The sequence below is a fragment of the Streptomyces sp. Ag82_O1-12 genome (genome assembly GCF_900182715.1).
Taxonomy (GTDB): domain Bacteria; phylum Actinomycetota; class Actinomycetes; order Streptomycetales; family Streptomycetaceae; genus Streptomyces; species Streptomyces massasporeus.
In genome coordinates, this window is the sequence record NZ_FXUW01000001.1 from 6091163 (window position 1) to 6115030 (window position 23868).

A 23868-nucleotide genomic window follows, 5' to 3' on the forward strand; every position below is an offset into this window, starting at 1 on the left:
GGGAGGGCGGGGCCGTGGTGTGGTGCTAGCGGACGACGACGCGAACGCCGGGGACGTCGAGGGCCGTGGGGTCGTCAGGGAGGGTGCACGCGCTCATGTTCAGATACGTCAGGTCGGCCGGCGGGAACGATCCCGCCTCCATCCAGGCGGCCACGTCGATATGCGTCAGGAACAGGCTTCTGAGGCCGGTCAGCGCGGAGAGGGCACCGACGCCCTGAGGCAGACAGGTCTTCCTGGCGAGCAGCCCCAGCCATCTGATCCGGTCGTGCTGGAGGGGAGAGAGATCGAGGGAGGTACCGACGTTCAGCAGGCCCAGGTAGGTCAGTGTCGGCGCCAGACGCAGCTCGCGAAGGTCCGGCGCGCACCCGAGGTAGAGAGTGTCCAGAGCAGGGAGCTCCCCCAGGACATCGATGTTCCTCAGCGCCGCCCCGCCGTTCAGCCCCAGTTCGGTCAGTGAGAGTTGGGCGCCGAGCGGCGACACGTCGACCTCGCCGTGCAGGGAGACCAGGGTGAGCTCCTCCAGCGGGTGCAGCCCGCCGAGGGCCGTGAGATCCGTGACGAGGTGACTGACCCACAGGGTGTCTACGGCGGGCAGACGGCCGATGGCCCGCCACTGTCCGGAGTGGGTGATGCCGACCCTTCGACCCTTGAGCGGCATGCCCGCCAAGACCCGGTCGGCATAAGTGTCGGCGTCGAAGTACCCCCACGCCTCGATGAGCGCCTCGACCACCCCCTCCCGCGTGTCCTGCGCATATCGCGCCAACAACCCCAGCGCCTCACCCCCGCCGATCAACGCCACCGTCCGCACCGTCTGAGCCGCAGCCTTCTCCGTCAGCTCGCTCAGAGACCGAGGCAACCTCCGCAACAAGCTCGACCCCACCGCCGCCAGCGCGGGCGGATCCGTCGGACGTCGTGCGGGCAGGAGACAGGAAACGGCGTCCTCCAGCCGCCCCGCCAAGCCGTCGGGGACCACCGGCAGCGTCTCCTGGCACGACGCCGCCAGCAGCCGCAGCACCCGCGCATGCCTGGGCTCCCGGTCCGCCCGGTCGAGGATCCCGCCCAGCAGCTCCTCCCGCTGCCGCGCGTTCGCGTGGCCCGCGGCCATGATGACCGTCTCCCGCCACAGATCCAGATGAGCCCGCTCGACGAGGTTGCCCATCCGGTCCTCCTCGGCCGCCTCCGACGAGGCGAGGTACTCCTGGAAGGTGCGGTGCACGAAGTCCAGGCGGGCCTCGGCGGGGGAGCGGAGGATGCCGGACCGGTGGCGCAGCTGGTCCAGGACCTGTCCGCCCTCCATGCCGTCCAGGTGCCGCATCGCCCGCAGCTTCGCGCCGACGTGCACGGCGGCCTGCTCCACCGGGATCTCACTGCGGTTGTTGTCCGACAGCCGCCAGGCCAGATCCCGCAGGATGACGAGCTTGTCGCTGAGGCTCAGTTTGCTGTCCACCGCGCTCGGCACGTTCCGGTCGGCATCCCGGTCGTGGACCAGGGTGTGCAGCGCGTTCCGATACAACTCCATCCGGTCGCGCGGCAGTTGACGGCCCCGGTTGAGGTGCATGGCGCAGAGCATCGCGGCCAGCAGGGGCGTGCCCGCCAGCGACTGGAGGTGCGGGCGGTCCTTCAGGCTGGTCAGCAGGGACTGCTCGTACAGGGGAAGGTCGTCCACGGGACACGGCAGGTCCTCGCCCAGCTCCCGTACCGCCTGGTGCCACTGCCGTACGAAGGCCGCCAGGTCCGGCGGGCTCATGCGGTCCAGGTGCATCGCGGTGAAGTCCTCCCCGCGCAGCCAGTCCGCGCCGGCTGCCGCCGGTCGGGAGGTGACCACCACGCGGACCCCGTCGTACGCCACCAGGAGCTTGCGCAGCCAGTCCCGGACCGCCCGGCGCTCCCGGTCGAGAAGCTCGTCCACGCCGTCGATCAGCAGCAGGGCCCGGCCCGAGTCGAGCTGCCGCTCCACCCAGCCCTTCGGCATGATGCCGGTGAGGGGCCCGGCGACCCCGTCGAGCATCGCGTCGGGAGCCGGAGGGGTGCGGCCGCTGTACTCCCGCAACTTGACCAGGACGGGCGTCAGGCCGTTCCAGTCGGCCAGCTCCCCGGAGAAGGCACCCCGCGAGGCCGTCACGGCCAGCCAGCGCAGCAGGGTCGTCTTGCCCGAACCCGCCTCGCCGCGCAGCAGCACCCGCGAGGCACCGCTGAGCCCGGTCTCGACCCGCACCCCGGAGCTCTCGCCCCCGGTCTCCTCCCAGTCGCTCATGTCGGGCCGCAGCCGTGACAGGGAGCGGACGGCCCGATGCCGGGACCCGTCGTCGCCGGTGGCCCGCAGGCTCACGTACGCCACCGACAACCGCACCCGTGGACCCGCCGCCCGGTCCGACGTACGCCGGAACAGCTCCACCTCGTCCAGGTCACGGCTGATCAGCTCCAGGTACCGGCGCCGGAACGCCGTGTCCCGGTCCGTGCCCTCCGGCGCGAGCAGGGAGCGGTCCGGAAGCCGCTCCAGGAGCCGGGCCACCTCGGTGCCGAGCGTCGCCGTCCGGGCCAGGAGTTCGGCCGCCGCCCGTTCCTCGAAGACGGGCAGGCTCCGCACGATCCGTACGTAGTACTCGACGCACTCGGCGAAGAGCATCTGGTAGAGCCGGCTCTCCGCCTCACTCAGCCCCACCGGGGCGGGCACCGAGCCGGTGAGACGCCGGATCAGCTCCGCCGGTTGGGCGTCCGCCGCGAACACGGCCTCGTCCGACAGGTCCGCCCGCGCGAACGTGTCGCACACCGCGTCGATCACGGCCTGCCGCCCGGCCTCGTCCAGCCCGCGGAACTCGTGTTCCAGATACGGCTCCAGCCGGTCGAACACGGCGTCGGTGATCTGCCCGAACTGCCGCTCCACGCTCCGCTGGAGCCGTAGCCCGGGCACCCGCAGCCGCACCAGCTCCGTCAGCGACAGCTGCCGCTCCTGCTGCCGCCGTCTGCCGCCCAGCCAGATGTCGGCCGCCGTCTTCGCCACGGTCGTGCCCAGCCGTAATGCCGCTGCCTCCGCGCTCACCGCGCCCCCTCCCAGGACAACACTGCGGCCCCCACTCCTCCCACAGGAGGAACGGGGGCCGCAAGGCGCACGGGGCGATTACCGCAGGCGCGCCATCAGAGCGTGCTCCACCAGCGTGATCAGCGCCGACTTCGCGTCGGCCCGGTGGCGGGCGTCGGTGGTGATGATCGGGGTGTCCGGCCCGATCTGGAGGGCTTCCCGGACCTCGTCCGGCGTGTACGGCTGCTGGCCGTCGAAGCCGTTCAGCGCGATCACGAACGGCAGGCCCGAGTTCTCGAAGTAGTCGACGGCGGGGAAGCAGTCGGCGAGCCTCCTCGTGTCGACCAGCACGATCGCGCCGATGGCGCCGCGCACCAGGTCGTCCCACATGAACCAGAAGCGGTCCTGACCGGGCGTACCGAAGAGGTACAGGATCAGGTCCTGGTCCAGGGTGATACGGCCGAAGTCCATGGCCACCGTGGTGGTGGTCTTGTCCCCGGTGTGGGTGAGGTCGTCGATGCCGGCCGAAGCGGACGTCATCACGGCCTCGGTGCGCAGCGGGTTGATCTCCGAGACGGCACCCACGAACGTGGTCTTGCCCACGCCGAAGCCGCCAGCCACCACGATCTTCGCGGACGTGGTGGAGCGGGAAGGCCCTCCGCTAGAGCTTGCGAAGTCCACTGAGCACCCTTTCGAGCAGTGTCACGTCTGGCTGGCCGCCGGCGTTCTCGTCGCCGCCGGGCTGATGGATGGCGACCAGTCCCGCCTCCGCCAAGTCGGCGACGAGGATCCTGGCCACGCCGAGAGGGATCGTGAGGAGCGCCGAGATCTCGGCGACCGACTTGATTTCCCGGCAGAGGTTGCAGATCCGCTGATGCTCGGGCAACTGGCCCTGCATCTGGTGCGGCTGCGCAGTGGTGTGCACCAGCGCCTCGATGGCGAGCTGGTAGCGCGGGCGGGTCCGGCCGCCGGTCATGGCGTACGGACGCACCAGCGGGTTGTTCGACCCCCCGGCGGGCGACGGCTCGGGGGTGCGGCGTTGCGGCTGCACGGGCTGGATGCGCGGGGCCGGCGGCTGGTCGTACGGCGAAGGGCCGGGGCCCTGCGGCGCGTACGGCTGCCGGTGGCTCGGTGCGGAGGGGAAGTTGTAACGGTTCGGGTTCTGACCACCGTCGCCCTGGCCCTGGGCAGGGCCGTACGACCAGTTGCCCGAAGACGAACCGCCTGGGGGTGTTGCCACTTTCTCCTCCTCCGACTGTGCCTGGCACCCATCGCTGTGGAGCCGCGTCCCGAAACCTTACGGCCACGGGACGCCAAAACGCACCGTCCGTCTGTTAGTTGAGCAGGCTCCCCTGGAGCTCTGCACGAAGGTCCGGTGTCAGGACCGTACCGGCTCGGTCGACCAGCAGTGCCATCTCGTACCCGATGAGGCCGATGTCCGCCTCCGGATGTGCGAGGACGGCGAGCGAGGAGCCGTCGGATACGGACATGATGAAGAGGAATCCCCGCTCCATCTCCACAACCGTCTGGTTCACCGCGCCTCCCTCGAAGATCCGGGAGGCGCCTGCCGTCAGAGACGTCAGACCGGAGGCGACGGCCGCGAGCTGGTCGGCGCGGTCGCGGGGGAACCCTTCGGACATCGCCAGAAGGAGTCCGTCGGCGGAGACCACCACCGTGTGGGACACCCCCGGGGTGTTGTCCACGAAGTTGGTGATCAACCAGTTCAGGTTCTGTGCCGCCTGGCTCATCGGGCTCACACTAACGCTCCTGGTTGTAGGTGCTGTCAGGACCGAAGCCCTGGCCGTTCGTTTCACTGCCTGCGCTGCGTCCGCGCTGGACGCCCCGACGCAGGTTGCTCAGCCTGCCCCGGACGTCCTCCGGAGCACGGGAGACCTGGGGGCCTCCCTGGGGGGTGTTCTCGGCGGCACCCTCGATCAGGTTGGCCTTGGGTACCCGCCTCGGCAGACCGGAGGAGGTGACCCCGCCGGCCTTCGGCTTCCGGAGCTGCGAGGCCTGCTGCCACCGCTCGTCGTTGGCCGAGCGCCAGTCGCTGTCGCCGTTGCTCTCCGGGGTGGAGGCCGGAGGCTCCTGGCTCATGTGCCGCGCGCCTCCCGTGCCGTTCGCACCGCTCGCGGTGGCTCCGCGGCGGGGAAGCCCGGCGTCGGTGAGCGACGGGGCGGCGGACTGGGTCGGTCCCGGACGGTCGAAGCCTACGCGGTCCTGCTCACTCGCGTCAGCGGCCTGCGCAGATTCCGTTTCCGGGGCCTGAGAAGGGTACTGGCTCGGGTAGCCGTTCTGGTAACCGTCCTGCTGCGGCCAGTCATCCTGGTGACGCCGCTGCTCGAACGCGGCGAAACCGCTCTGCCCGCCCGAGTTCGGTGCCGAGGGCTCCTCCTGGGCCGGCTCCGCATAGGAGGGCTCCGGGTAGCCGCCGTTCGGCGAGAAGGTGTCGTTCTGCGGCAGACCGCCGTTGGGCGCGTAGTACTGCTCGTCGTACGCGGAGCGCTGCGGCTCCTCGTACGCCGTGTGCCGCTGCTCGTCGTACGAGGGCTGCTGCTGCTCGTACGGCGCCTGACGGTCGTACGCGGACTGCTGCTGCTCCGGGTAGCCGTTCTGGCCGGTGTCGTAGGCCTGTCCGGCGTCGTAGCCCTGCTGCCCGTTGTACCCGTCGCGGTACCCGGTCGCCTGGTCGTGCTGCGGGCCGCTCTGACCGGGCAGAGCGGGCTGCTCGTGCGACTGGGCCTCCAGGGCCGCCCGGCGCTCCTCGCGCATCAGGGAGCGGCCGACGGGGTCCAGCTCGCGTATGTCGTCGGGGACGTCGGAGTAGCGGCTGTCGTCGAAGCCGAGCTCCGCGGCCGTGCGCATGGGCTGCTGGTTGAAGTTCTCGCCGCCGCCGCCGAAGTTCTGCTCCGGGATGATCTGCGAGACGGTGAACTCGTCGCGGTCCACGTGCTGCTCGCCACCACCACCGTGGGTGATCGCGTCCGGCAGCATGACCAGCGAGGTGGTGCCGGCCTGCTCGCCCGAGGGGCGCAGCTGGACGCGGATGCCGTGCCGGTCGGACAGCCGGCCGACCACGAAGAGGCCCATGCGCTGCGAGATCGCGGCGTCCACGGTCGGCGGGTTGGCCAGCTTGTGGTTGATGTCCGCGAAGTCCTCGGCGGTCAGGCCGATGCCCTTGTCGTGGATCTCGACCATCACGCGGCCGTCGGGGAGACGGGTCGCGGTCACGCGCACCTTGGTCTGCGGGGAGGAGAACGTCGTCGCGTTCTCCAGCAGCTCGGCGAGCAGGTGCACGAGGTCGGTCACGGCGCGGCCGTGGATCTCGGCCTCCGGCACGCCGGAGAGCTCGATGCGCTCGTACTGCTCCACCTCGGAGGAGGCGGCGCGCAGCACGTCGACCAGCGGGACCGGCTGGTCCCAGCGGCGGCCGGGCTCCTCGCCGGCGAGGACCAGGAGGTTCTCGCCGTTGCGGCGCATACGGGTCGCCAGGTGGTCCAGCTTGAAGAGGTTCTCCAGCTGGTCCGGGTCGGCCTCGTTGTTCTCCAGGTCGGTGATCAGGGTCAGCTGGCCCTCGATCAGCGACTGGTTGCGGCGCGAGAGGTTGGTGAAGATCGCGTTGATGTTGCCCCGCAGCAGGGCCTGCTCGGCGGCGAGCCGGACGGCCTCGCGGTGGACCTGGTCGAAGGCGCGGGCGACTTCGCCGATCTCGTCCGTGGTGGAGATCGGGATGGCCTGGACACGGGTGTCGACGCGGCCGGGGTCGGTGCGGGAGAGCTGGTCGACCAGCATCGGCAGACGCTGCTCGGCGATGCCGAAGGCGGCGTTGCGCAGCTGGCGCATCGAGCGGCTCATCTGGCGGGCGACCGCGCCGGCCAGGATGAACGCCAGGAGCAGGGCGACCACGACGGCGGCACCGGTGATGTACGCGTCACGCTGGGCGTCGTCGGCGATGTCGGACGCTTCGCTCACGGCCTTGTCGGCCATGTCCGTCTCGATCTTCTCGTACGCGTTGAACTTGAGGGTGTTGACCGCCCACCAGTTCTCGGCGGTGACGCCCTTCTCGGCGAGTGCGGCACGGGCGCTCGGGTCCGTGCTCGGCAACGTCGCCACGGCCGAGATCATCGTCGTCGGGTTGGCGGGCGGCGGCACGTAGTCCGGGTTCTTGCCCTTGGCCTCACGGGCCATCGCGGCACCGTCGGCCTTGATCTTGGCCTCGGCGGTCTTGAGCTTGTCCGCGTCCTGCTGGGTGCCACCGCCGATGTACTCCTGCACGGCGATGCGCTCGAGGTAGGCGTACGAGGAGAGGGCGATGCGCTGGCTGGCGAGGTTGCCGTCGTCAGGGCCCGGCTTGACCAGGATGTGCATGCCGATGGACCGCTGCAGCGACAGGGCCGCCTTGGTCAGCTCGATGGCGTACACGGTCCGGCCGTAGCTGGTGATGTTGCCGGTGCCGAGGCCGAGCTCGTTGGCGAACTCCGTCAGCGGGTGGGCGATCTCGACGTAGCCCTCTTCGGTCTGGACGCCCTTGAGCTTGGAGGTGTAGGCGACCTGGCGCAGGGTGGCCAGCTTGGGCTCCGCCTTGCGGAAGAGATCCAGCCGGCGCTCCAGGCCGGGCTTGGCCGGCATGTTCTGCGCCGCGGCGTCGAAGGCGTCGGCCGCCTCGTCGGTGGCCTTGCGGACCTGGGTGACGGTCGCCTTGTCCTGGGCGTTCTGGGCGCTGCCCTTCAGCAGAGGCGCGGCCGAGGCGTCACGTTCGATGTAGAGGGCGTTGGCGTAGAGCAGCGAGGCGCGGACCAGGCGCGCGGTGTTCTCCGCGTCCTCGGCCTCCTGCCAGGTGTCGATCGAGCTCTTCACCTGGAAGCCGCCCATGACGAGGCCGACCACCACGGGTATGAGCAGGATCGCGTTGAGCCGGGTCGCCACGCGCCAGTTGCGCGGGGAGAGACGGCCGCCGCTCTCGGCGGGCGCGGCCGACGGTTCCGAACCGGGCACGGGGGCGGGCGCCGCTGTGCGCGGCGGCGGGGTGAAGTTGCCCCGGGCCGACGGCTCGGGACTGTTCTTGCTTCGCCTCACTCGACCAACAACCTCTCGGCGGTCGGCACCAACGTTGTGCCGCAGTGTTCAGAGCCCAACACGACTCGATGGACGAGTACGTCATTGACTATTGGGCAGTTCAGGCATTCCAGCACGACGACCTGCGCTCTTCCAAACAGTCCGAGGCGGGGAATCGACATGATGTAAGCCCCAGATAAAACGGTCATAAAGAGCGAGCCCCGCCAAAAGGCGGGGCGATTGTGAGCGCAGCGAGACCGGATGTGCGCGACGAGTGGCCGTACCACTCGATTCCTCTGCCGAAACGTTATGAACACCTTGGCCGACCGTGTCAAAGGACACAGTCGGCTCCGGTGTATCTACGACAACTGCCGTATGGCACTTCTGAATTGGGTGCTACCTCAGCCGTGCCATCAAAGCGTGCTCGACCAGCGTGATCAGGGCACTCTTCGCGTCGGACCGGTGCCGGGCGTCGGTGGTGATGATCGGGGTGTCCGGCCCGATCTGCAGCGCCTCGCGCACCTCTTCGGGCTGGTAGGGCTGCTGCCCGTCGAAGCCGTTCAGCGCGACGACGAACGGCAGACCCGAGTTCTCGAAGTAGTCGACGGCCGGGAAGCAGTCGGCCAGGCGCCGGGTGTCCACGAGCACCACCGCGCCGATGGCGCCGCGCACCAGGTCGTCCCACATGAACCAGAAGCGGTCCTGACCGGGCGTACCGAAGAGGTACAGGATCAGGTCCTGGTCCAGGGTGATACGGCCGAAGTCCATGGCCACCGTGGTGGTGGTCTTGTCCCCGGTGTGGGTGAGGTCGTCGATGCCGGCCGAAGCGGACGTCATCACGGCCTCGGTGCGCAGCGGGTTGATTTCCGAGACGGCACCCACGAACGTGGTCTTGCCCACGCCGAAGCCGCCGGCCACCACTATCTTCGCGGAGGTGGTGGACCGCCCCGCGTCAGAGCTTGCGAAGTCCACTGAGCACCCTTTCGAGCAGTGTCACGTCCGGTGCGCCGGTGGCGTCGTCGCCGCCCGGCTGGTGGATCGCGACGAGACCGGCCTCGGCGAGGTCCGCGACCAGGATCCGGGCCACACCCAGCGGCATGTTGAGCAGCGCCGAGACCTCGGCCACCGACTTCACCTCACGGCACAGGTGGCAGATCCGCTGGTGCTCCGGGAGCAGTCCCATCAGCGCGGCGGGGTCCGCGGTCGTGCTGATCAGTGCCTCGATGGCCAGCTGGTAGCGCGGCCGGGTCCGGCCACCGGTCATGGCGTACGGCCGTACCAGCGGCTGGTCGCCCTCGTCCTCGTACGGCTCCGCGTACGGATCATGAGAGGCGGTGGGCGGGGTCATGGGTCCTCCGGGCGGGACAGCAAGTCGGTCAGCAAGCCGTCTGACGGGGCCTGTGTGGGGTGTGTGGCGGCCGGACGGTGATGTGGTGAGACGGGTGGTGCCGGGGCCGATCAGTGGAGCAGACTGCCTTGGAGCTCAGCTCGCAGGTCCGGGGTGAGGACCGCGCCCGCGCGGTCGACCAGGAGCGCCATCTCGTAGCCGACGAGGCCGATGTCGCACTCGGGGTGCGCCAGTACGGCCAGGGACGAGCCGTCCGAGACGGACATCAGGAAGAGGAACCCCCGCTCCATCTCCACGACCGTCTGCGCCACGTCACCGCCCTCGAAGATCCGGGAGGCGCCTGCCGTCAGCGACGTCAGGCCCGAGGCGACGGCCGCGAGCTGGTCGGCGCGGTCGCGCGGGAAGCCCTCGGACAGCGCCAGGAGGAGACCGTCGGCGGACACGACGACGGTGTGGGACACCCCGGGGGTGTTGTCCACGAAGTTGGTGATCAACCAGTTGAGATTCTGTGCCGCCTGGCTCATCGGACTCAACTAACGCTCCTGCTGGTGAGTGGGCCGTGGGTGGCTGCCGGTCTGGGTGGACCCGGCCTGACGACCCTGTGCGATTCCCCGACGGAGATTGGTCAGCCGGCCGCGCACGTCATCGGGCGCACGCGAGATCTGCGGACCGCTCTGGTGGGTTTGCTGCTGAGCCGTGCCCGGGACGAGGTTCGCCCGGGGCACCCGGCGCGGCAGGCCGGAGGTGGTGACACCACCCGCGGCGGGCTGGCGGACTCGCTCGGCCTGGCGGACGAGATCGTCGTTCGGCGAGGTACGCCAGCCGGCGGGGGCGGACCGCTGCGGACCGGTGGGTCCCTGCGGCTGCTGCGGGGCGGCCGGAGCGGAGCCGTTGTTCTGCGGCGGCTGCTGCTGCTCCTGCTGGCCGTGGAACCAGTTGGTCTCCAGCGTGTCGTACAGCGGCGTACGACCGTCGCCGGGACCGGACGCCGGCGGCAGGGCCTCGGGCTCCTGCCGGACCGGGCGGGTCTGCGGGGCGGGCGGACGCGGGGCACCGAAGTCGGCCGGGCCCCGGCCACCGTTGGGCTGCGGCCGCTCGAACTGGCCCGTGCCCGCCGGGTCGGCCTGCGTGGCCGGACCGGGGAGGGTGGGCCGCCCGGAGCCGTTGTCCTGGCGGGGCGCCGGGTACTGGCCCGTGGAGCCGTTGTCCTGGCGCGGAGCCGGGTACTGGCCGGTCGAGCCGTTGTCGTAGGACTGCGGGGCCGGGTACTGACCCGTGGTGCCGTTGTCGTAGGACTGCTGCGCCGGGTACTGGCCCGACGTGGACGACGGGTCCGGGCGGCCGCCCGGGGTGCCGAAGACGTCCGGGCGGACGAACGGGCCCTGGCCCTGCGGAGCGTTCGCGCCGGGGCCGAACGGGTCCGCCTGCTGAGCGGCGCCGAAGTCGGCCGGCGAGCCGAGACCCTGCCGGTCGTCACGCGGCACGGCCGGCATCTCGGTCGTCGCGCCCGGGCCCTGCCGGTCGTCGACGCGCGGGAGGGACGAGGTGCGGGAGACGTCCGGCTCCTCGTGGCCGCGAGGGGCGTCCAGCGAGGCGCGCGGCACCGGCGGCTGAGCGTTCTCGTCGCTCCAGCTCGGCACGCGCGGCTGGGCGTCGCCGCCGGGCAGCTCGGCCCGCGGACCACCGCGCGGCGGCAGCTGCGGCCTGCGGCCCTCGCCCTGCTCGGCGTTGCCGCCCTGCTTCTTCCGGCTCCGGCCACCGCCGAAGGCGTCCTGGCCCTGCGGCCCGTTGGTGCCTGCGGCCTGCAGACCCTGCGGGGCGCCCGGCGCCTGCTGGCCCTGCGGGGCGCCCGGCGCCTGCTGACCGAACGCACCGGCACCGCCCTGAGCCGGACGGCCCTGCGAGGGGCCGCCCTGCTCGAACGGCGACGGGCCGGGACCCTGCGGTCCGCGCGCACCGCCGGGCGCTCCCGGACGGCCACCGTCCGCGTCCCGTCCGGGCAGCGCGGCCCGCGGGCTCTGACCGGGACCGAGCCGGCCACCGCCGGAGGCACCGGCCCCGAGAGCACCGCCACCGAAGGCACCACCGGACGCGCCGGCCCCGAGGGCACCGGCGCCCTGGCCGGCACCGGCGGCACGCCGGGCCGCGGCCGCACCGGCGGCGGCCTGCGCGGCGGCGGGACCGCCGCCACCGACCGGCGGCTGACCGGGCTGCTTGGGCTGGGGCTTGCGGCCGCCCTGGGCGACGTCGACGGGCAGCATGACCAGCGCGGTCGTACCACCGGAGTCGGACGGGCGCAGCTGGATGCGGATGCCGTGCCGCTGGGACAGCCGGCCGACCACGAACAGACCCATGCGGCGGGAGACGGAGACGTCCACCGTCGGGGGAGAGGCGAGCCGCTCGTTGATCGCCGCCAGGTCCTCCGGCGACAGGCCGATACCGGTGTCGTGGATCTCGATCAGCACACGGCCGTCGGGCAGCGCGTGACCGGTGACCTTGACCTTGGTCTGCGGCGAGGAGAACGACGTCGCGTTCTCCAGCAGCTCGGCGAGCAGGTGCACGAGGTCGTTGACCACGCGGCCGGCCACTTCGGTGGTCGGCACCGAGGCCAGCTCGATGCGCTCGTACTGCTCCACCTCGGACGCGGCGGCGCGGAGCACGTCGACCAGCGGCACCGGACGGGTCCAGCGGCGGCCGGGCTCCTCACCCGCGAGGACGAGGAGGTTCTCACCGTTACGGCGCATGCGCGTCGCGAGGTGGTCGAGCTTGAACAGCGAGGACAGCTGGTCCGGGTCGGCCTCGCGGGACTCCAGCTCGGAGATCAGCGACAGCTGGCGCTGGATCAGACCCTGGGAGCGGCGCGAGAGGTTGGTGAACATCGCGTTGACGTTGCCCCGCAGCAGGGCCTGCTCGGCGGCGAGGCGGACCGCCTCGCGGTGCACGTCGTCGAAGGCCGCGGCCACTCGGCCGATCTCGTCCCGGGAGTGCACGCCGACCGACTCCACGGACGTGTCGACGTCCTGCGGGTCGGACTCGGACAGCTGCTTGACCAGCTCGGGCAGACGGTCGGAGGCGACCTTGGTCGCGGTGTCCTCCAGGCGGCGCAGCGAGCGGATCATGGACCGCGCCACGACGAAGGCGCCGACCAGCGACACACCGAGCACGATGAGGATCAGGGCACCGGAGATGATCGCGTCGCGCTCGGTGGCGCTGCGCAGCTCGCGGGCCTTCTGCTCCATCTCCTCGAGCAGCGTGTGCTCGATGTTCTTCATCTGCTGGATCTTGGTGGAGCTGTCGTCCAGCCAGTCGCGGTAGGACCGCTTGTCCTGCTGGGCGAGACCGCTCGCGGAGACCAGGGCGCGACCCGCGTAGGTGTCGGTCGCCTTGATCGTCGAGTTGCCGCCGTCCTCGATCGGCTTGAGCAGCTCGGCGGCGGAGTCCTCGCCGTAGATGCTCTTGAAGCTGCGGATCTCGGAGTTCTGGCTCTCCAGGGCGGACTCGGCGTAGAGCCGGTCGTTGGGCGAGAGCTTGCCGGTCGTGGTGTTGCTCGCGGGCAGTGCCGCCGCGAGGGCCGCGCGCTGGATCGAGGAGTACTCCTTGGCGGAGGAGAACGCCGCGAGCGCACGCGTGCGCTGGATCATGTCCGGGTTGCTGGTCGCCTCGGCCATGTCCTGGGAGAGGTCGATCAGGTTCTCGATCAGACGGTGGTACGCCTCGATCGTCTGCGTGGAGTTGTCCTCGGAGGCGTAGGCGCCCTTGCGGATCTGCTCCAGGTCGCCCAGCTCGCCGGCGAGCTGCACGAGGTACTCGCGGACGCCCTTGAGGTTGCCGTCCTTGCTGGTGCTGTCGATCGCCTCGGAGCTGTCGAGGAAGTTCTTCCTCGCCCGGTCGGTCTTCTCGCGAAGTCCCTTGACCGTGAAGTCCGTGGCCTTGCCGCCGTGCGCGAGCGGGCCGGCCGACTGGTCGCGCTCCTCCTGGAGCGCGGCCGACAGCTCGGTGGCCTGCTTGGTCAGATCCGTCAGCAGCTTCATGTTGTCCAGCTGCTGGATGTTGTCCATGGAGTCGTTGATGCGCAGCGCGCCCAGCGACGTGGCCGCGACCACCGGGAGCGCGAGCAGCGACACCAGGCGGGTGGAGATGCGCCAGTTCCGCAGGGCTATTCGCGGACCGGGGCCCACCGGGCCCGTCGGCGGCTTCAGGCCCTTGGACGGGCTCGCGGAACCGGAAGCGGTCGGCCCGGAGCGCTCGCCGCCGTCACCGGCAGGGCCCTGGTTCTGGGCGTGCTGGGGCGAGGAGCCGCCATTCATGGGGCCAGTCCCGCCGCGCGGCTCCGGCTCCGCCGAAGCGCTGCCATCCCTCTTGAAACGTCCCTGCACTAGCGTCGCAACCTCTGGACCAGGCACCCCGTCGCCTGAACGGCGGGGCACGGTGTCGGCGTTCTGGGGACGCCCTGAAAAACGCCCCCGTGGTGGTCGTGAGTGACCGGCGCTGGCTCCCCTTTCGCACCGCCGCTCGGCGCGTCTGTGCGCCCCCTGTGCGCCGGGTCGATCCTGCGGCGGTCCGTGAGATTCCAGCACAGCACAGGATCTCCAACAAGGCCCGTAGGCCGAGCCGTGATGTAGGTGACACCACGTGAGGGCCGGATCACCGGTCGTAGAAAGCGAGTTCGCCCATTTCGGGCGAAATCCCGCGAGTCGACGAGTCGGGCCGGGTGTCCCAGTCGCCATGATCAGCAGCGGAATGATGGCTTCAGTGCGCCAATGTCCGTTTCGTTGGGGTGGGGTGTGAGTCCGGATTGACCGTTTCGCCCTCTGATTCGTGAGGAAACTCACACGCTGATCATGGCCCCTGCGCGACCGGGCCGGGGAATCGGATGTTTAGCCTGACGCTTTACATCGATGGCACAACCGACAACCCGCGCCCGTACGGGGGTTCACACCCCGGCCGGCGCCCTCCACAGGACAGGGTCAAGTAAACAGTGAAGACGACGACGATGTTCCACAAGATCGCCAACCCGCGACGCACGACGCTGGCACACCTGGAAGACGCCGACGAACTGCGGACGCCGGAGCAGCCGGAGCACCCCGTCGACCTGCCGGCCCAGACCGCAAACCCCAAGCGCACCATCCTCATGGAGATCCCCGTCGCGGCCGCCGCGGCCGCGGAGTGACACCAGCAAGTACGCGTGCCGGCCGCCGGATGCTCATGGCGGCGGGACACGGATTTTCCAGGGGCGCCCCCCGCGGCGGGGCGCCCCTTCATAATGCGCGGGGCGGGGACACCTCCCCGCGTTAGCCTGGACCGTCAGACTCCAGCCGTTCAGTCAAGGGGCCAAGCATCCCGTGCGCATCGCCAGGTTCTCCATCGACGGGAACGTCGCCTTCGGCGCCATCGAGGGCGACAAGCAGGACGAACTCGTCCTGGACATCATCAAGGGCATCCCGTTCGCGGACTTCGAGCTCTCCGGCACCAAGGTGCCCGTGAGCAAGGTCAGGCTGCTGCCGCCGGTGCTCCCCAACAAGGTCGTCGCCTTCGGCCGCAACTACGCCGAGCACGCGAAGGAGCTGGGCAACGAGGTCCCCGACGCCCCCTTCGCCTTCTTCAAGCCGTCCACCTCGGTGATCGGCCCCGGCGACGAGATCCAGTACCCCTCCTTCTCCGAGGAGGTGCACCACGAGGCCGAGCTGGCCGTGGTGATCGGCCGGATGTGCCGTGAGGTCCCGCGCGAGCGCGTCAAGGACGTGATCTTCGGCTACACCTGCGCCAACGACATCACCGCCCGCGACGTGCAGCGGCGCGAGAAGCAGTGGGCCCGGGCCAAGGGCTTCGACAGCTCCTGCCCGCTCGGCCCCTGGGTGGAGACGGACCTCGACGCGAGCGACCTCACCATCCAGCTCACCGTCAACGGCCAGCAGCGTCAGCTGGGCCGGACCAGCGAGATGATCCACTCCGTCGAGGACCTGATCGTCAACATCTCCGAGGCCATGACGCTGCTCCCCGGCGACGTGATCCTCACGGGCACCCCGGCTGGGGTCGGCCCCCTGAACGTCGGCGACGAGGTCGCCGTCACCATCGAAGGCATCGGCACTCTCACCAACAAGGTTGTCAAGCGTGGCTAGCGCATCCGGCACTCCAGTACGCGTCCGTTTCTGTCCCTCGCCCACCGGTAACCCCCACGTGGGCCTGGTCCGCACCGCCCTGTTCAACTGGGCGTTCGCCAAGCACCACCAGGGCACCCTGGTCTTCCGCATCGAGGACACCGACGCGGCCCGCGACTCCGAGGAGTCGTACACCCAGCTGCTCGACTCGATGCGCTGGCTGGGCTTCGACTGGGACGAGGGCCCCGAGGTCGGCGGCCCGCACGCGCCGTACCGCCAGTCGCAGCGCATGGACCTCTACAAGGAGGTCGCGCAGAAGCTGCTCGACGCCGGTCACGCCTACCGCTGCTACTGCTCCCAGGACGAGCTGGACACCCGCCGCGAGGCCGCCCGCGCCGCCGGCAAGCCCTCCGGCTACGACGGTCACTGCCGCGAGCTGACCGCCGCCCAGGTCGAGGAGTACCAGGCCCAGGGCCGCGAGCCGATCGTCCGCTTCCGGATGCCCGACGAGACGATCACCTTCACCGACCTGGTCCGCGGCGAGCTGACGTTCACCCCGGAGAACGTCCCGGACTACGGCATCGTCCGCGCCAACGGCGCCCCGCTGTACACGCTGGTCAACCCGGTCGACGACGCCCTGATGGAGATCACCCACGTCCTGCGCGGCGAGGACCTGCTCTCCTCCACCCCGCGCCAGATCGCCCTGTACAAGGCGCTGATCGAGCTGGGCGTCGCCAAGGAGATCCCGTCCTTCGGCCACCTGCCGTACGTGATGGGCGAGGGCAACAAGAAGCTCTCCAAGCGTGACCCGCAGTCCTCCCTCAACCTCTACCGGGAGCGCGGCTTCCTCCCCGAGGGCCTGCTCAACTACCTCTCCCTCCTCGGCTGGTCCCTCTCGGCCGACCAGGACGTCTTCTCGGTCGCCGAGATGGTCGCGGCGTTCGAGATCTCCGACGTGCAGCCCAACCCGGCCCGCTTCGACCTGAAGAAGTGCGAGGCCATCAACGGCGACCACATCCGCCTGCTGGACGTGAAGGACTTCACCGAGCGCTGCCGCCCCTGGCTCCAGGCGCCGTTCGCCCCCTGGGCCCCGGAGGCCTTCGACGAGGCGAAGTGGCAGGCCATCGCGCCGCACGCGCAGACCCGCCTCAAGGTCCTCTCCGAGATCACCGACAACGTCGACTTCCTGTTCCTGGCGGAGCCGGCCGAGGACGAGGCCTCCTGGACCAAGGCGATGAAGGAGGGCTCGGACGCCCTGCTGCGCACGGCCCGCGAGAAGCTGGAGGCCGCCGACTGGACCTCCGCCGAGTCGCTGAAGGAGGCCGTCCTGGCCGCCGGTGAGGCTCACGGCCTCAAGCTCGGCAAGGCCCAGGCCCCCGTCCGCGTCGCCGTCACCGGCCGCACGGTCGGTCTGCCGCTGTTCGAGTCCCTGGAGGTCCTGGGCAAGGAGACCACCCTGGCCCGGATCGACGCGGCGCTGGCGAAGCTGGCCGCGTAGGCGCACGGCATCACACCGCGAGGGCGGCGTCCGGTTCGGGCGCCGCCCTCGCCGTGTCCGCCCACCCGTGACCCGGAGTTCACCACCCTGACCCTCGAACGCCTCGGGCAAGATCGTCCGCACGCTGACCGGCAGTTCCACGGGAGGGCCCGGACCTCCCGCTCTCCGGCACCAGGACCCTGGGCTGAGAGCATTCCGTGGTGGGTACGGTCGGAACATGAGCATCCAAGCCGTGGTCTGGGACGTCGACGACACCCTCTTCGACTACACCACCGCCGACCGCCTCGGCATGCGCGCCCACCTCACGGCCGAGGGCCTGCTCGACCGCTACGACAGCGTCGAGCAGGCCATCGACCAATGGCGGGAGATCACCCACCTGCAATGGGCCCGCTTCTCGGCAGGCGAGGCCACCTTCCAGGACCAGCGGCGCGACCGCGTACGGGTGTTCCTGGACCGGGACCTCACCGACGCCGAGGCCGACGCGTGGTTCCAGCGGTACGTCACCCACTACGAGGCGGTCTGGGCCCTCTTCCCGGACGTCCTGCCCGTCCTCGACGCCCTCTCCGCCAGCCACCGGCACGCCGTGCTCTCCAACTCCAGCCTGCACGTCCAGGACCGCAAACTGCGCGCCCTCGGCCTCCACGACCGCTTCGAGACCATCCTGTGCGCGGCCGAGCTCGGCATCTCCAAGCCGGAGGCCGGGGCGTTCCTCGCGGCCTGCGAGTTCCTCGGACTGCCGCCGCACCAGGTCGCCTACGTCGGCGACCACCCGGAGATCGACGGGCGGGGCGCCGCCGACGCCGGACTGCTGTCGGTGTGGATCGACCGAGGCGGTCTGTACGCCACGATCGACCCGCCCGTCGGGCCGCACCGCATCGCCTCCCTCGCCGAACTGCCGTCCCTGCTGGGCTCGGATACTCGTTTTGGAGCCCCGTCCACCTTCGGGTAATGTTCTTCCTGCGCCGCGGGAGCGGGCCGGAAGGCCGGAACCCCAGGCGCACTACTAGAACAAGATCCCTCCGGGGCTTGCGTTCCAGTGGCCTATGGTGTAATTGGCAGCACGACTGATTCTGGTTCAGTTAGTCTTGGTTCGAGTCCAGGTAGGCCAGCTCGCAGAGCTCATCTGCATCGCCCCCGTTGTGTAGCGGCCTAGCACGCTGCCCTCTCAAGGCAGTAGCGCCGGTTCGAATCCGGTCGGGGGTACTGTTCCGAGCGATTGACGATCATCTCGGGACTGCTAGGGCCCCCGTTGTGTAGCGGCCTAGCACGCCGCCCTCTCAAGGCGGTAGCGCCGGTTCGAATCCGGTCGGGGGTACTGACTGGTCTAAACCACATTGGTCTATGGTGTAATTGGCAGCACGACTGATTCTGGTTCAGTTAGTCTTGGTTCGAGTCCAGGTAGACCAGCTCGGACCTGCGGAAACGCAGGCTCCATGCCCCCGTTGTGTAGCGGCCTAGCACGCCGCCCTCTCAAGGCGGTAGCGCCGGTTCGAATCCGGTCGGGGGTACACAGCACATGAGGCCCCTCACTTCGGTGAGGGGCCTCATGCGTGCTTGCCCCCTGTCGGGGCGCGGGAACTGCGCGAGCAACCCCTATCGGCCCGTACGCGACGATCAAACCGTCCGTGCACCGTGGCGCGTGATCGGGAAGGCCTGCCGCGGCGTTGAGGCCGGCCTCCCCCGAAACGCTCCGTCGCTCAGCCGGTGCGCCGCAGCGCCTCGGAGAGACGCCCCGCCGCATCGATCACAGCCTGCGCATGCATACGCCCCGGGTGACGCGTCAACCGCTCGATCGGCCCGGACACGGACACCGCGGCAACCACACGGTTCGACGGCCCCCGCACCGGCGCGGACACGGACGCGACGCCCGGCTCCCGCTCACCGATCGACTGCGCCCAGCCCCGCCGGCGCACACCCGACAGCGCCGTCGCCGTGAAGCGCGCCCCCTGCAAACCGCGGTGCAGCCGCTCCGGCTCCTCCCAGGCCATCAGGATCTGCGCCGAGGAGCCGGCCTTCATCGTGAGCGTCGAACCGACCGGGACGGTGTCCCGCAGTCCGGACAGACGCTCCGCCGCGGCGACGCAGATGCGCATGTCGCCCTGGCGGCGATAGAGCTGCGCGCTCTCGCCCGTGATGTCACGAAGGTGCGTGAGCACCGGGCCGGCGGTGGCGAGGAGGCGGTCCTCACCCGCGGCCGCGGCAAGCTCTGCCAGGCGTGGGCCGAGAATGAAACGGCCCTGCATGTCGCGCGCCACCATGCGGTGGTGTTCCAGGGCCACGGCCAGGCGGTGGGCCGTGGGTCGTGCCAGTCCGGTAGCACCGACCAGACCCGCGAGGGTGGCCGGACCGGACTCCAGAGCGCTCAGGACGAGGGCCGCCTTGTCCAGAACGCCGACGCCGCTACTGTTGTCCATGAAACGATACTTGCGTCTCACTCTGTGAAACGCAAGTTCAAATTTCCGTGGAACGCGCCACCCTGGAATCACGAAGTCACAACGGCCCGTGACATAAGGGCCTGGTGGTGCGTGCCCGGGATCAGGGGTACGGGCACCGCCTCCTCAAGATCTCTAGTTGGGTCGGCGGATCGTCGTCGGCCGGAGGGAACAGCGATGGGTAGGACACTCGCGGAGAAAGTCTGGGACGACCACGTCGTCCGGCGCGCGGAGGGCGAGCCCGACCTTCTCTTCATCGATCTGCACCTGCTGCACGAGGTGACCAGCCCGCAGGCGTTCGACGGTCTGCGCAAGACCGGCCGGACCGTGCGGCGTCTGGACCTCACCATCGCCACCGAGGACCACAACACCCCGACCCTCGACATCGACAAGCCCATCGCGGACCCGGTCTCGCGGGTGCAGCTGGAGACGCTGCGCAAGAACGCCGCCGACTTCGGGGTGCGCCTGCACCCGCTGGGCGACGTCGAGCAGGGTGTCGTGCACGTCGTGGGCCCGCAGCTGGGCCTGACCCAGCCGGGCACCACCGTCGTGTGCGGTGACTCCCACACCTCCACGCACGGCGCCTTCGGCGCGCTGGCGTTCGGCATCGGCACCTCCCAGGTGGAGCACGTGCTGGCCACCCAGACGCTGCCGATGTCCCGCCCGAAGACCATGGCGATCACGGTCGACGGTGAACTGCCCGACGGCGTCACCGCCAAGGACCTGATCCTGGCGATCATCGCGAAGATCGGCACCGGCGGCGGCCAGGGCTACGTCCTGGAGTACCGCGGCGAGGCCATCGAGAAGCTCTCGATGGAAGCCCGCATGACCATCTGCAACATGTCGATCGAGGCCGGCGCCCGCGCGGGCATGATCGCCCCGGACGAGACCACCTTCGCCTACCTCGAGGGCCGCCCGCACGCCCCCGAGGGCGAGGAGTGGGACGCCGCCGTCGCGTACTGGAAGACGCTCAGGACGGACGACGACGCCGAGTTCGACGCCGAGGTCGTCATCGACGCCGCCGAGCTGGCGCCGTTCGTCACCTGGGGCACCAACCCGGGCCAGGGCGCACCGCTTTCGGCGTCCGTCCCCGACCCCGCTTCGTACGAAGACGCTTCGGAGCGCTTCGCCGCCGAAAAGGCCCTGGAGTACATGGGGTTGGAGGCCGGTCAGCCGCTGCGCTCCATCAAGGTGGACACCGTCTTCGTAGGCTCCTGCACCAACGGCCGCATCGAGGACCTGCGCGCCGCCGCCGAGCTCGTCAAGGGCCGCAAAGTCGCCGACGGCGTACGGATGCTGGTCGTCCCGGGCTCCGCGCGGGTCGGTCTGCAGGCCGTCTCCGAGGGTCTGGACGTGGTCTTCAAGGAGGCCGGCGCCGAGTGGCGGCACGCGGGCTGCTCGATGTGTCTGGGCATGAACCCCGACCAGCTGGCCCCGGGTGAGCGCTCCGCGTCCACCTCCAACCGCAACTTCGAGGGCCGGCAGGGCAAGGGTGGCCGCACCCACCTGGTCTCCCCGCAGGTCGCGGCCGCCACCGCCGTCCTGGGCCACCTGGCCTCCCCGGCCGACCTGTCCGCCGACGCCCCCACGCCCGCTGGAGTCTGATCAGCCATGGAAGCCTTCACCACCCACACCGGCCGGGCCGTCCCGCTGCGCCGCAGCAACGTCGACACCGACCAGATCATCCCCGCCCACTGGCTCAAGAAGGTCACGCGCGACGGGTTCGAGGACGGGCTGTTCGAGGCCTGGCGCAAGGACGAGACGTTCGTGCTCAACCAGAGCGAGCGGCAGGGCGCGACCGTCCTGGTCGCCGGCCCCGACTTCGGCACCGGCTCCTCCCGTGAGCACGCCGTCTGGGCGCTGCAGAACTACGGCTTCAAGGCCGTGATCTCGTCCCGCTTCGCCGACATCTTCCGCGGCAACTCGCTCAAGAACGGCCTGCTCACGGTGGTACTGGAGCAGGAGACCGTGGACGCGCTGTGGGAGCTCACCGAGAAGGACCCGCAGGCCGAGGTCACCGTCGACCTGGAGAGCCGCGAGGTGCGCGCCGAGGGCGTCACCGCCTCCTTCGAGCTGGACGAGAACTCCCGCTGGCGGCTGCTGAACGGCCTCGACGACATCTCGATCACCCTGCAGAACGAGGCGGACATCTCCGCGTACGAGGCGAAGCGCCCCACGTTCAAGCCGCGGACGCTCCCGGTCTGACCCGGGCACGACCGGCCGCCTGAGAACAAGGCGACTTTCGGCCACCGCAACACCCCCTCTGTACCCCCGATCAGCCCGATCGGGGGTACAGCCGTGTCTGCACCCGAACGGCCCTGCCCACCCGCTGTTCAGCTGCCAACTTCCCACGTTAAGCAGGTGGTTGCCGGGGTACGCGAGGGGTACAGCCGTGACTTCCACAGGTGCTGGGAGGGCCGTCGGAGGCGGCAGTTGTCCCCTGCGCAGGCGACAACTCGCCCCAGATGGCACAATCTGTGCATGGGACACGACGGCCAACTCGAGCTCTATGCGGCAGTCGCGGACCAACTCAAGGAAGCGCACACAAGAGTGCGCGCACTGCAAGTCCCGGAGGGCGTACGGATGGCGCTGACCCGGAAGCTGCTGGTCATTACGGCCGCGGCCAAACACGATCTCGCCGACGCGGCAAGACGGCTGGAGCGGTTCACCGCGGACCTCGACGAGGGACGTCTCCCCGACGAGGAACGCTGAACCCTTCGACACCTGTCGAGTTCGTTGCGGCACAAGGGTGATAAGCCCGTTTCGTGTTTGATTTGCGGTATATATCTGCCTAACGTGCGAAAAAGCTTGAACACTTTCGTTCTGGCGATGTCTCCGAAGGGGAAGACGTGAACAAGGCGCAGCTCGTAGAAGCGATTGCCGACAAGATGGGCGGCCGTCAGCAGGCCGCCGACGCTGTCGACCATGTACTGGACGCCATCGTCCGCGCGGTCGTCTCGGGTGAGCGGGTCTCGGTCACCGGCTTCGGTTCGTTCGAGAAGGTCGACCGCCCGGCCCGGTACGCCCGTAACCCCCAGACGGGCGAGCGGGTTCGGGTCAAGAAGACCTCCGTTCCGCGCTTCCGCGCCGGTCAGGGCTTCAAGGACCTGGTCAGCGGCTCGAAGAAGCTCCCGCGTGGCGGCGAGGTCTCCGTCAAGAAGGCGCCCAAAGGCAGCCTGACCGGCGGTGCCGGCGCGACGGTCAAGAAGGCCGCCGCGAAGAAGGCGACCACGAAGTCGGCCGCCGCGAAGAAGACCACCGCCAAGAAGACCACGGCGAAGAAGGCCACCACCAAGACCGCGGCCGCGAAGAAGACCACGGCGAAGAAGGCGCCCGCCAAGAAGACCACGGCGACGTCGAAGACCACCGCCGCGAAGAAGACGACCGCGAAGAAGGCCCCGGCGAAGAAGGCCACGGCCAAGAAGGCGCCCGCCAAGAAGTCGACGGCGCGCAAGACCACCGCCAAGAAGACCACCGCCCGCAAGAAGTAAGGGCGCTGGGGTACTCACGCGCCGGGCCGGACTCCGCACGGAGTCCGGCCCGCGGCGTGTTCAGCCCCTGATCAGAGGGTCTGCAGGGTCACCAGGGTGATCCGGAGCGCGTCCTTCGCGCCCTCCACCTCGATGCGGACCCGCTGGCCCGGGCGCAGCAGCCTGAGGCCCCCCGCGTCGAACGCGGCCGCGTCGAAGGGCACCGGGGTGCCGTCGTCCAGGAGCACCTGCCCGCTGCGGCTTTCGGGGTCGTACGTGTACGCGGTCGCCTGCATGGCCGCAGCCTACTGCCCGGGAATCAGCAACCGCGCGGCGGCCGCGGCCGTATGAGGGCCGACCCCCAGGGCCAGCGCGCTGCGCAGGTCATCTCCGGTGTCCACGTCCTGGCGAACGGAATCCACCGCGGTCAGGGGCAGTTCCACCGCCCCGGAGGCGCGGTGCCGGGCCCGGGAATCCGTGCCGAAGGCCGGGCGCAATTCGCGGCCCGGGGTGGCGGCCAGCAAGGTCGTGCCGATTGCGGCGGAGTCCGGGAGAAATGCGCGCGGGAATTCGGCGGCGGCATCGAGTACCCGGGACAATTCCGCGGGGCGCAGGGCCGGCAGATCGGCGTTGAGTGCGGCCACCGCCCGGGCCGGGCGCGCGGACCGTACGACCCGCGTCGCGTGTGCGAGGGCGGCGTTGAGGCCGCCGCCCGGTTCGTCGGCGATGATCGCGGCGCCCAGTGCGGCCAGCTCCCGGCCCGCCCGGGCGTCGTCCGTGACGACTGCCACATCCCCTACCGCCGGGCAGGCCAGCGCGGCCGTCACCGTGTCCTGGGCGAAGGCCAGGGCCAGGTCCGGCCGCAGCCCGTCGTCCGCGGTGTCCGCAAGCCTGCTCTTGGCCCGGGCCAGGGGCTTCAGGGGTACGACCAGGGTCCACTGCACGGGT

The 23868-nt window shown here is 70.2% G+C and carries 20 protein-coding genes and 5 tRNA genes; 13 read left to right on the forward strand and 12 right to left on the reverse strand.

Features of this window, described 5'->3' with window-relative positions:
- Positions 1-25: 25 nt before the first annotated feature.
- The 9 genes from QOL88_RS28030 to QOL88_RS28070 all read right to left on the reverse strand — a co-directional run bounded on the left by QOL88_RS28030 (position 26) and on the right by QOL88_RS28070 (position 13798).
- On the reverse strand, positions 26-3040 hold the full coding sequence (locus tag QOL88_RS28030; protein WP_097220930.1) for an NACHT domain-containing protein: 3015 nt from the start codon (positions 3038-3040) through the stop codon (positions 26-28).
- 78 nt (positions 3041-3118) lie between these two features.
- Complete coding sequence (locus tag QOL88_RS28035) at positions 3119-3700, reverse strand: GTP-binding protein (RefSeq protein WP_014675207.1); 582 nt, start codon at positions 3698-3700, stop codon at positions 3119-3121.
- On the reverse strand, positions 3681-4259 hold the full coding sequence (locus QOL88_RS28040; protein WP_097220932.1) for a DUF742 domain-containing protein: 579 nt from the start codon (positions 4257-4259) through the stop codon (positions 3681-3683). The genes QOL88_RS28035 and QOL88_RS28040 overlap by 20 nt, the downstream gene beginning before the upstream one ends.
- A 94-nt stretch (positions 4260-4353) precedes the next feature.
- Positions 4354-4767 carry a roadblock/LC7 domain-containing protein gene (locus QOL88_RS28045; protein ID WP_003993185.1) on the reverse strand — a complete coding sequence of 138 codons (414 nt, stop codon included), beginning with the start codon at positions 4765-4767 and terminating at the stop codon, positions 4354-4356.
- Between the two features lie 10 nt (positions 4768-4777).
- Positions 4778-8095 (reverse strand): nitrate- and nitrite sensing domain-containing protein, encoded by a 3318-nt coding sequence (locus tag QOL88_RS28050; protein WP_179878984.1) that lies wholly within the window; start codon positions 8093-8095, stop codon positions 4778-4780.
- 375 nt (positions 8096-8470) lie between these two features.
- Positions 8471-9046 (reverse strand): GTP-binding protein, encoded by a 576-nt coding sequence (locus tag QOL88_RS28055; RefSeq protein WP_097220936.1) that lies wholly within the window; start codon positions 9044-9046, stop codon positions 8471-8473.
- Positions 9027-9422 carry a DUF742 domain-containing protein gene (locus tag QOL88_RS28060; protein ID WP_030851927.1) on the reverse strand — a complete coding sequence of 132 codons (396 nt, stop codon included), beginning with the start codon at positions 9420-9422 and terminating at the stop codon, positions 9027-9029. Before QOL88_RS28060 ends, QOL88_RS28055 begins: the two co-directional genes overlap by 20 nt.
- A gap of 110 nt (positions 9423-9532) precedes the next feature.
- Positions 9533-9946, reverse strand: a complete 414-nt coding sequence (locus QOL88_RS28065; protein WP_030231800.1) for a roadblock/LC7 domain-containing protein — start codon at positions 9944-9946, stop codon at positions 9533-9535.
- A gap of 9 nt (positions 9947-9955) precedes the next feature.
- A complete protein-coding gene (locus tag QOL88_RS28070) occupies positions 9956-13798 on the reverse strand; it encodes a sensor histidine kinase (RefSeq protein WP_097220938.1) in 3843 nt (1280 codons plus the stop codon).
- A 602-nt stretch (positions 13799-14400) separates the two neighbouring features.
- Here QOL88_RS28070 and QOL88_RS28075 point away from each other — a divergent pair.
- From QOL88_RS28075 to QOL88_RS28115, 9 genes are all read left to right on the forward strand, one after another.
- Positions 14401-14592, forward strand: coding sequence for a hypothetical protein (locus QOL88_RS28075; protein WP_030851933.1), 192 nt, complete (start codon positions 14401-14403; stop codon positions 14590-14592).
- A gap of 172 nt (positions 14593-14764) precedes the next feature.
- Positions 14765-15541: a fumarylacetoacetate hydrolase family protein gene (locus QOL88_RS28080; RefSeq protein ID WP_031109874.1), complete on the forward strand. Its 777-nt coding sequence runs from the start codon at positions 14765-14767 to the stop codon at positions 15539-15541.
- Entirely contained in the window at positions 15534-17018 is a 1485-nt protein-coding gene (gene gltX, locus QOL88_RS28085) for a glutamate--tRNA ligase (protein ID WP_097220941.1), read from the forward strand. The genes QOL88_RS28080 and gltX overlap by 8 nt, the downstream gene beginning before the upstream one ends.
- A 217-nt stretch (positions 17019-17235) precedes the next feature.
- Positions 17236-17967 (forward strand): HAD family hydrolase, encoded by a 732-nt coding sequence (locus tag QOL88_RS28090; RefSeq protein ID WP_097220942.1) that lies wholly within the window; start codon positions 17236-17238, stop codon positions 17965-17967.
- A gap of 88 nt (positions 17968-18055) precedes the next feature.
- A tRNA-Gln gene (locus QOL88_RS28095) sits at positions 18056-18127 on the forward strand.
- Positions 18128-18148: 21 nt separating this feature from the next.
- Positions 18149-18221, forward strand: a tRNA-Glu gene (locus QOL88_RS28100).
- A 39-nt stretch (positions 18222-18260) separates the two neighbouring features.
- Positions 18261-18333, forward strand: a tRNA-Glu gene (locus QOL88_RS28105).
- 20 nt (positions 18334-18353) lie between these two features.
- Positions 18354-18425: transfer RNA gene (locus QOL88_RS28110), tRNA-Gln, on the forward strand.
- 28 nt (positions 18426-18453) lie between these two features.
- Positions 18454-18526, forward strand: a tRNA-Glu gene (locus QOL88_RS28115).
- 189 nt (positions 18527-18715) lie between these two features.
- On the opposite strand, the gene ndgR is transcribed toward QOL88_RS28115, so the two are convergent.
- Positions 18716-19432 (reverse strand): IclR family transcriptional regulator NdgR, encoded by a 717-nt coding sequence (ndgR, locus tag QOL88_RS28120; protein ID WP_003993203.1) that lies wholly within the window; start codon positions 19430-19432, stop codon positions 18716-18718.
- Positions 19433-19627: 195 nt separating this feature from the next.
- Between ndgR and leuC the strand changes: the two genes are divergently transcribed.
- The 4 genes from leuC (at position 19628) to QOL88_RS28140 (ending at position 22941) form a co-directional block, all read left to right on the forward strand.
- A complete protein-coding gene (gene leuC, locus QOL88_RS28125; protein ID WP_097220944.1) occupies positions 19628-21055 on the forward strand; it encodes a 3-isopropylmalate dehydratase large subunit in 1428 nt (475 codons plus the stop codon).
- Positions 21056-21061: 6 nt separating this feature from the next.
- Entirely contained in the window at positions 21062-21655 is a 594-nt protein-coding gene (leuD, locus tag QOL88_RS28130) for a 3-isopropylmalate dehydratase small subunit (RefSeq protein WP_097220946.1), read from the forward strand.
- A gap of 276 nt (positions 21656-21931) precedes the next feature.
- Positions 21932-22162, forward strand: coding sequence for an SCO5555 family protein (locus QOL88_RS28135; protein WP_097220948.1), 231 nt, complete (start codon positions 21932-21934; stop codon positions 22160-22162).
- Positions 22163-22299: 137 nt separating this feature from the next.
- On the forward strand, positions 22300-22941 hold the full coding sequence (locus QOL88_RS28140) for an HU family DNA-binding protein (protein WP_030851950.1): 642 nt from the start codon (positions 22300-22302) through the stop codon (positions 22939-22941).
- A 71-nt stretch (positions 22942-23012) separates the two neighbouring features.
- Here the strand turns inward: QOL88_RS28140 and QOL88_RS28145 are convergent, their stop codons facing one another.
- Together QOL88_RS28145 and cofC are read right to left on the reverse strand one after the other, a co-directional pair.
- A complete protein-coding gene (locus QOL88_RS28145) occupies positions 23013-23216 on the reverse strand; it encodes a hypothetical protein (RefSeq protein WP_031138097.1) in 204 nt (67 codons plus the stop codon).
- Positions 23217-23225: 9 nt separating this feature from the next.
- The gene (cofC, locus tag QOL88_RS28150) at positions 23226-23864 is read right to left on the reverse strand and encodes a 2-phospho-L-lactate guanylyltransferase (RefSeq protein WP_097220951.1); all 639 of its coding nucleotides are present in this window, start codon (positions 23862-23864) and stop codon (positions 23226-23228) included.
- Between the last annotated feature and the right edge of the window lie 4 nt (positions 23865-23868).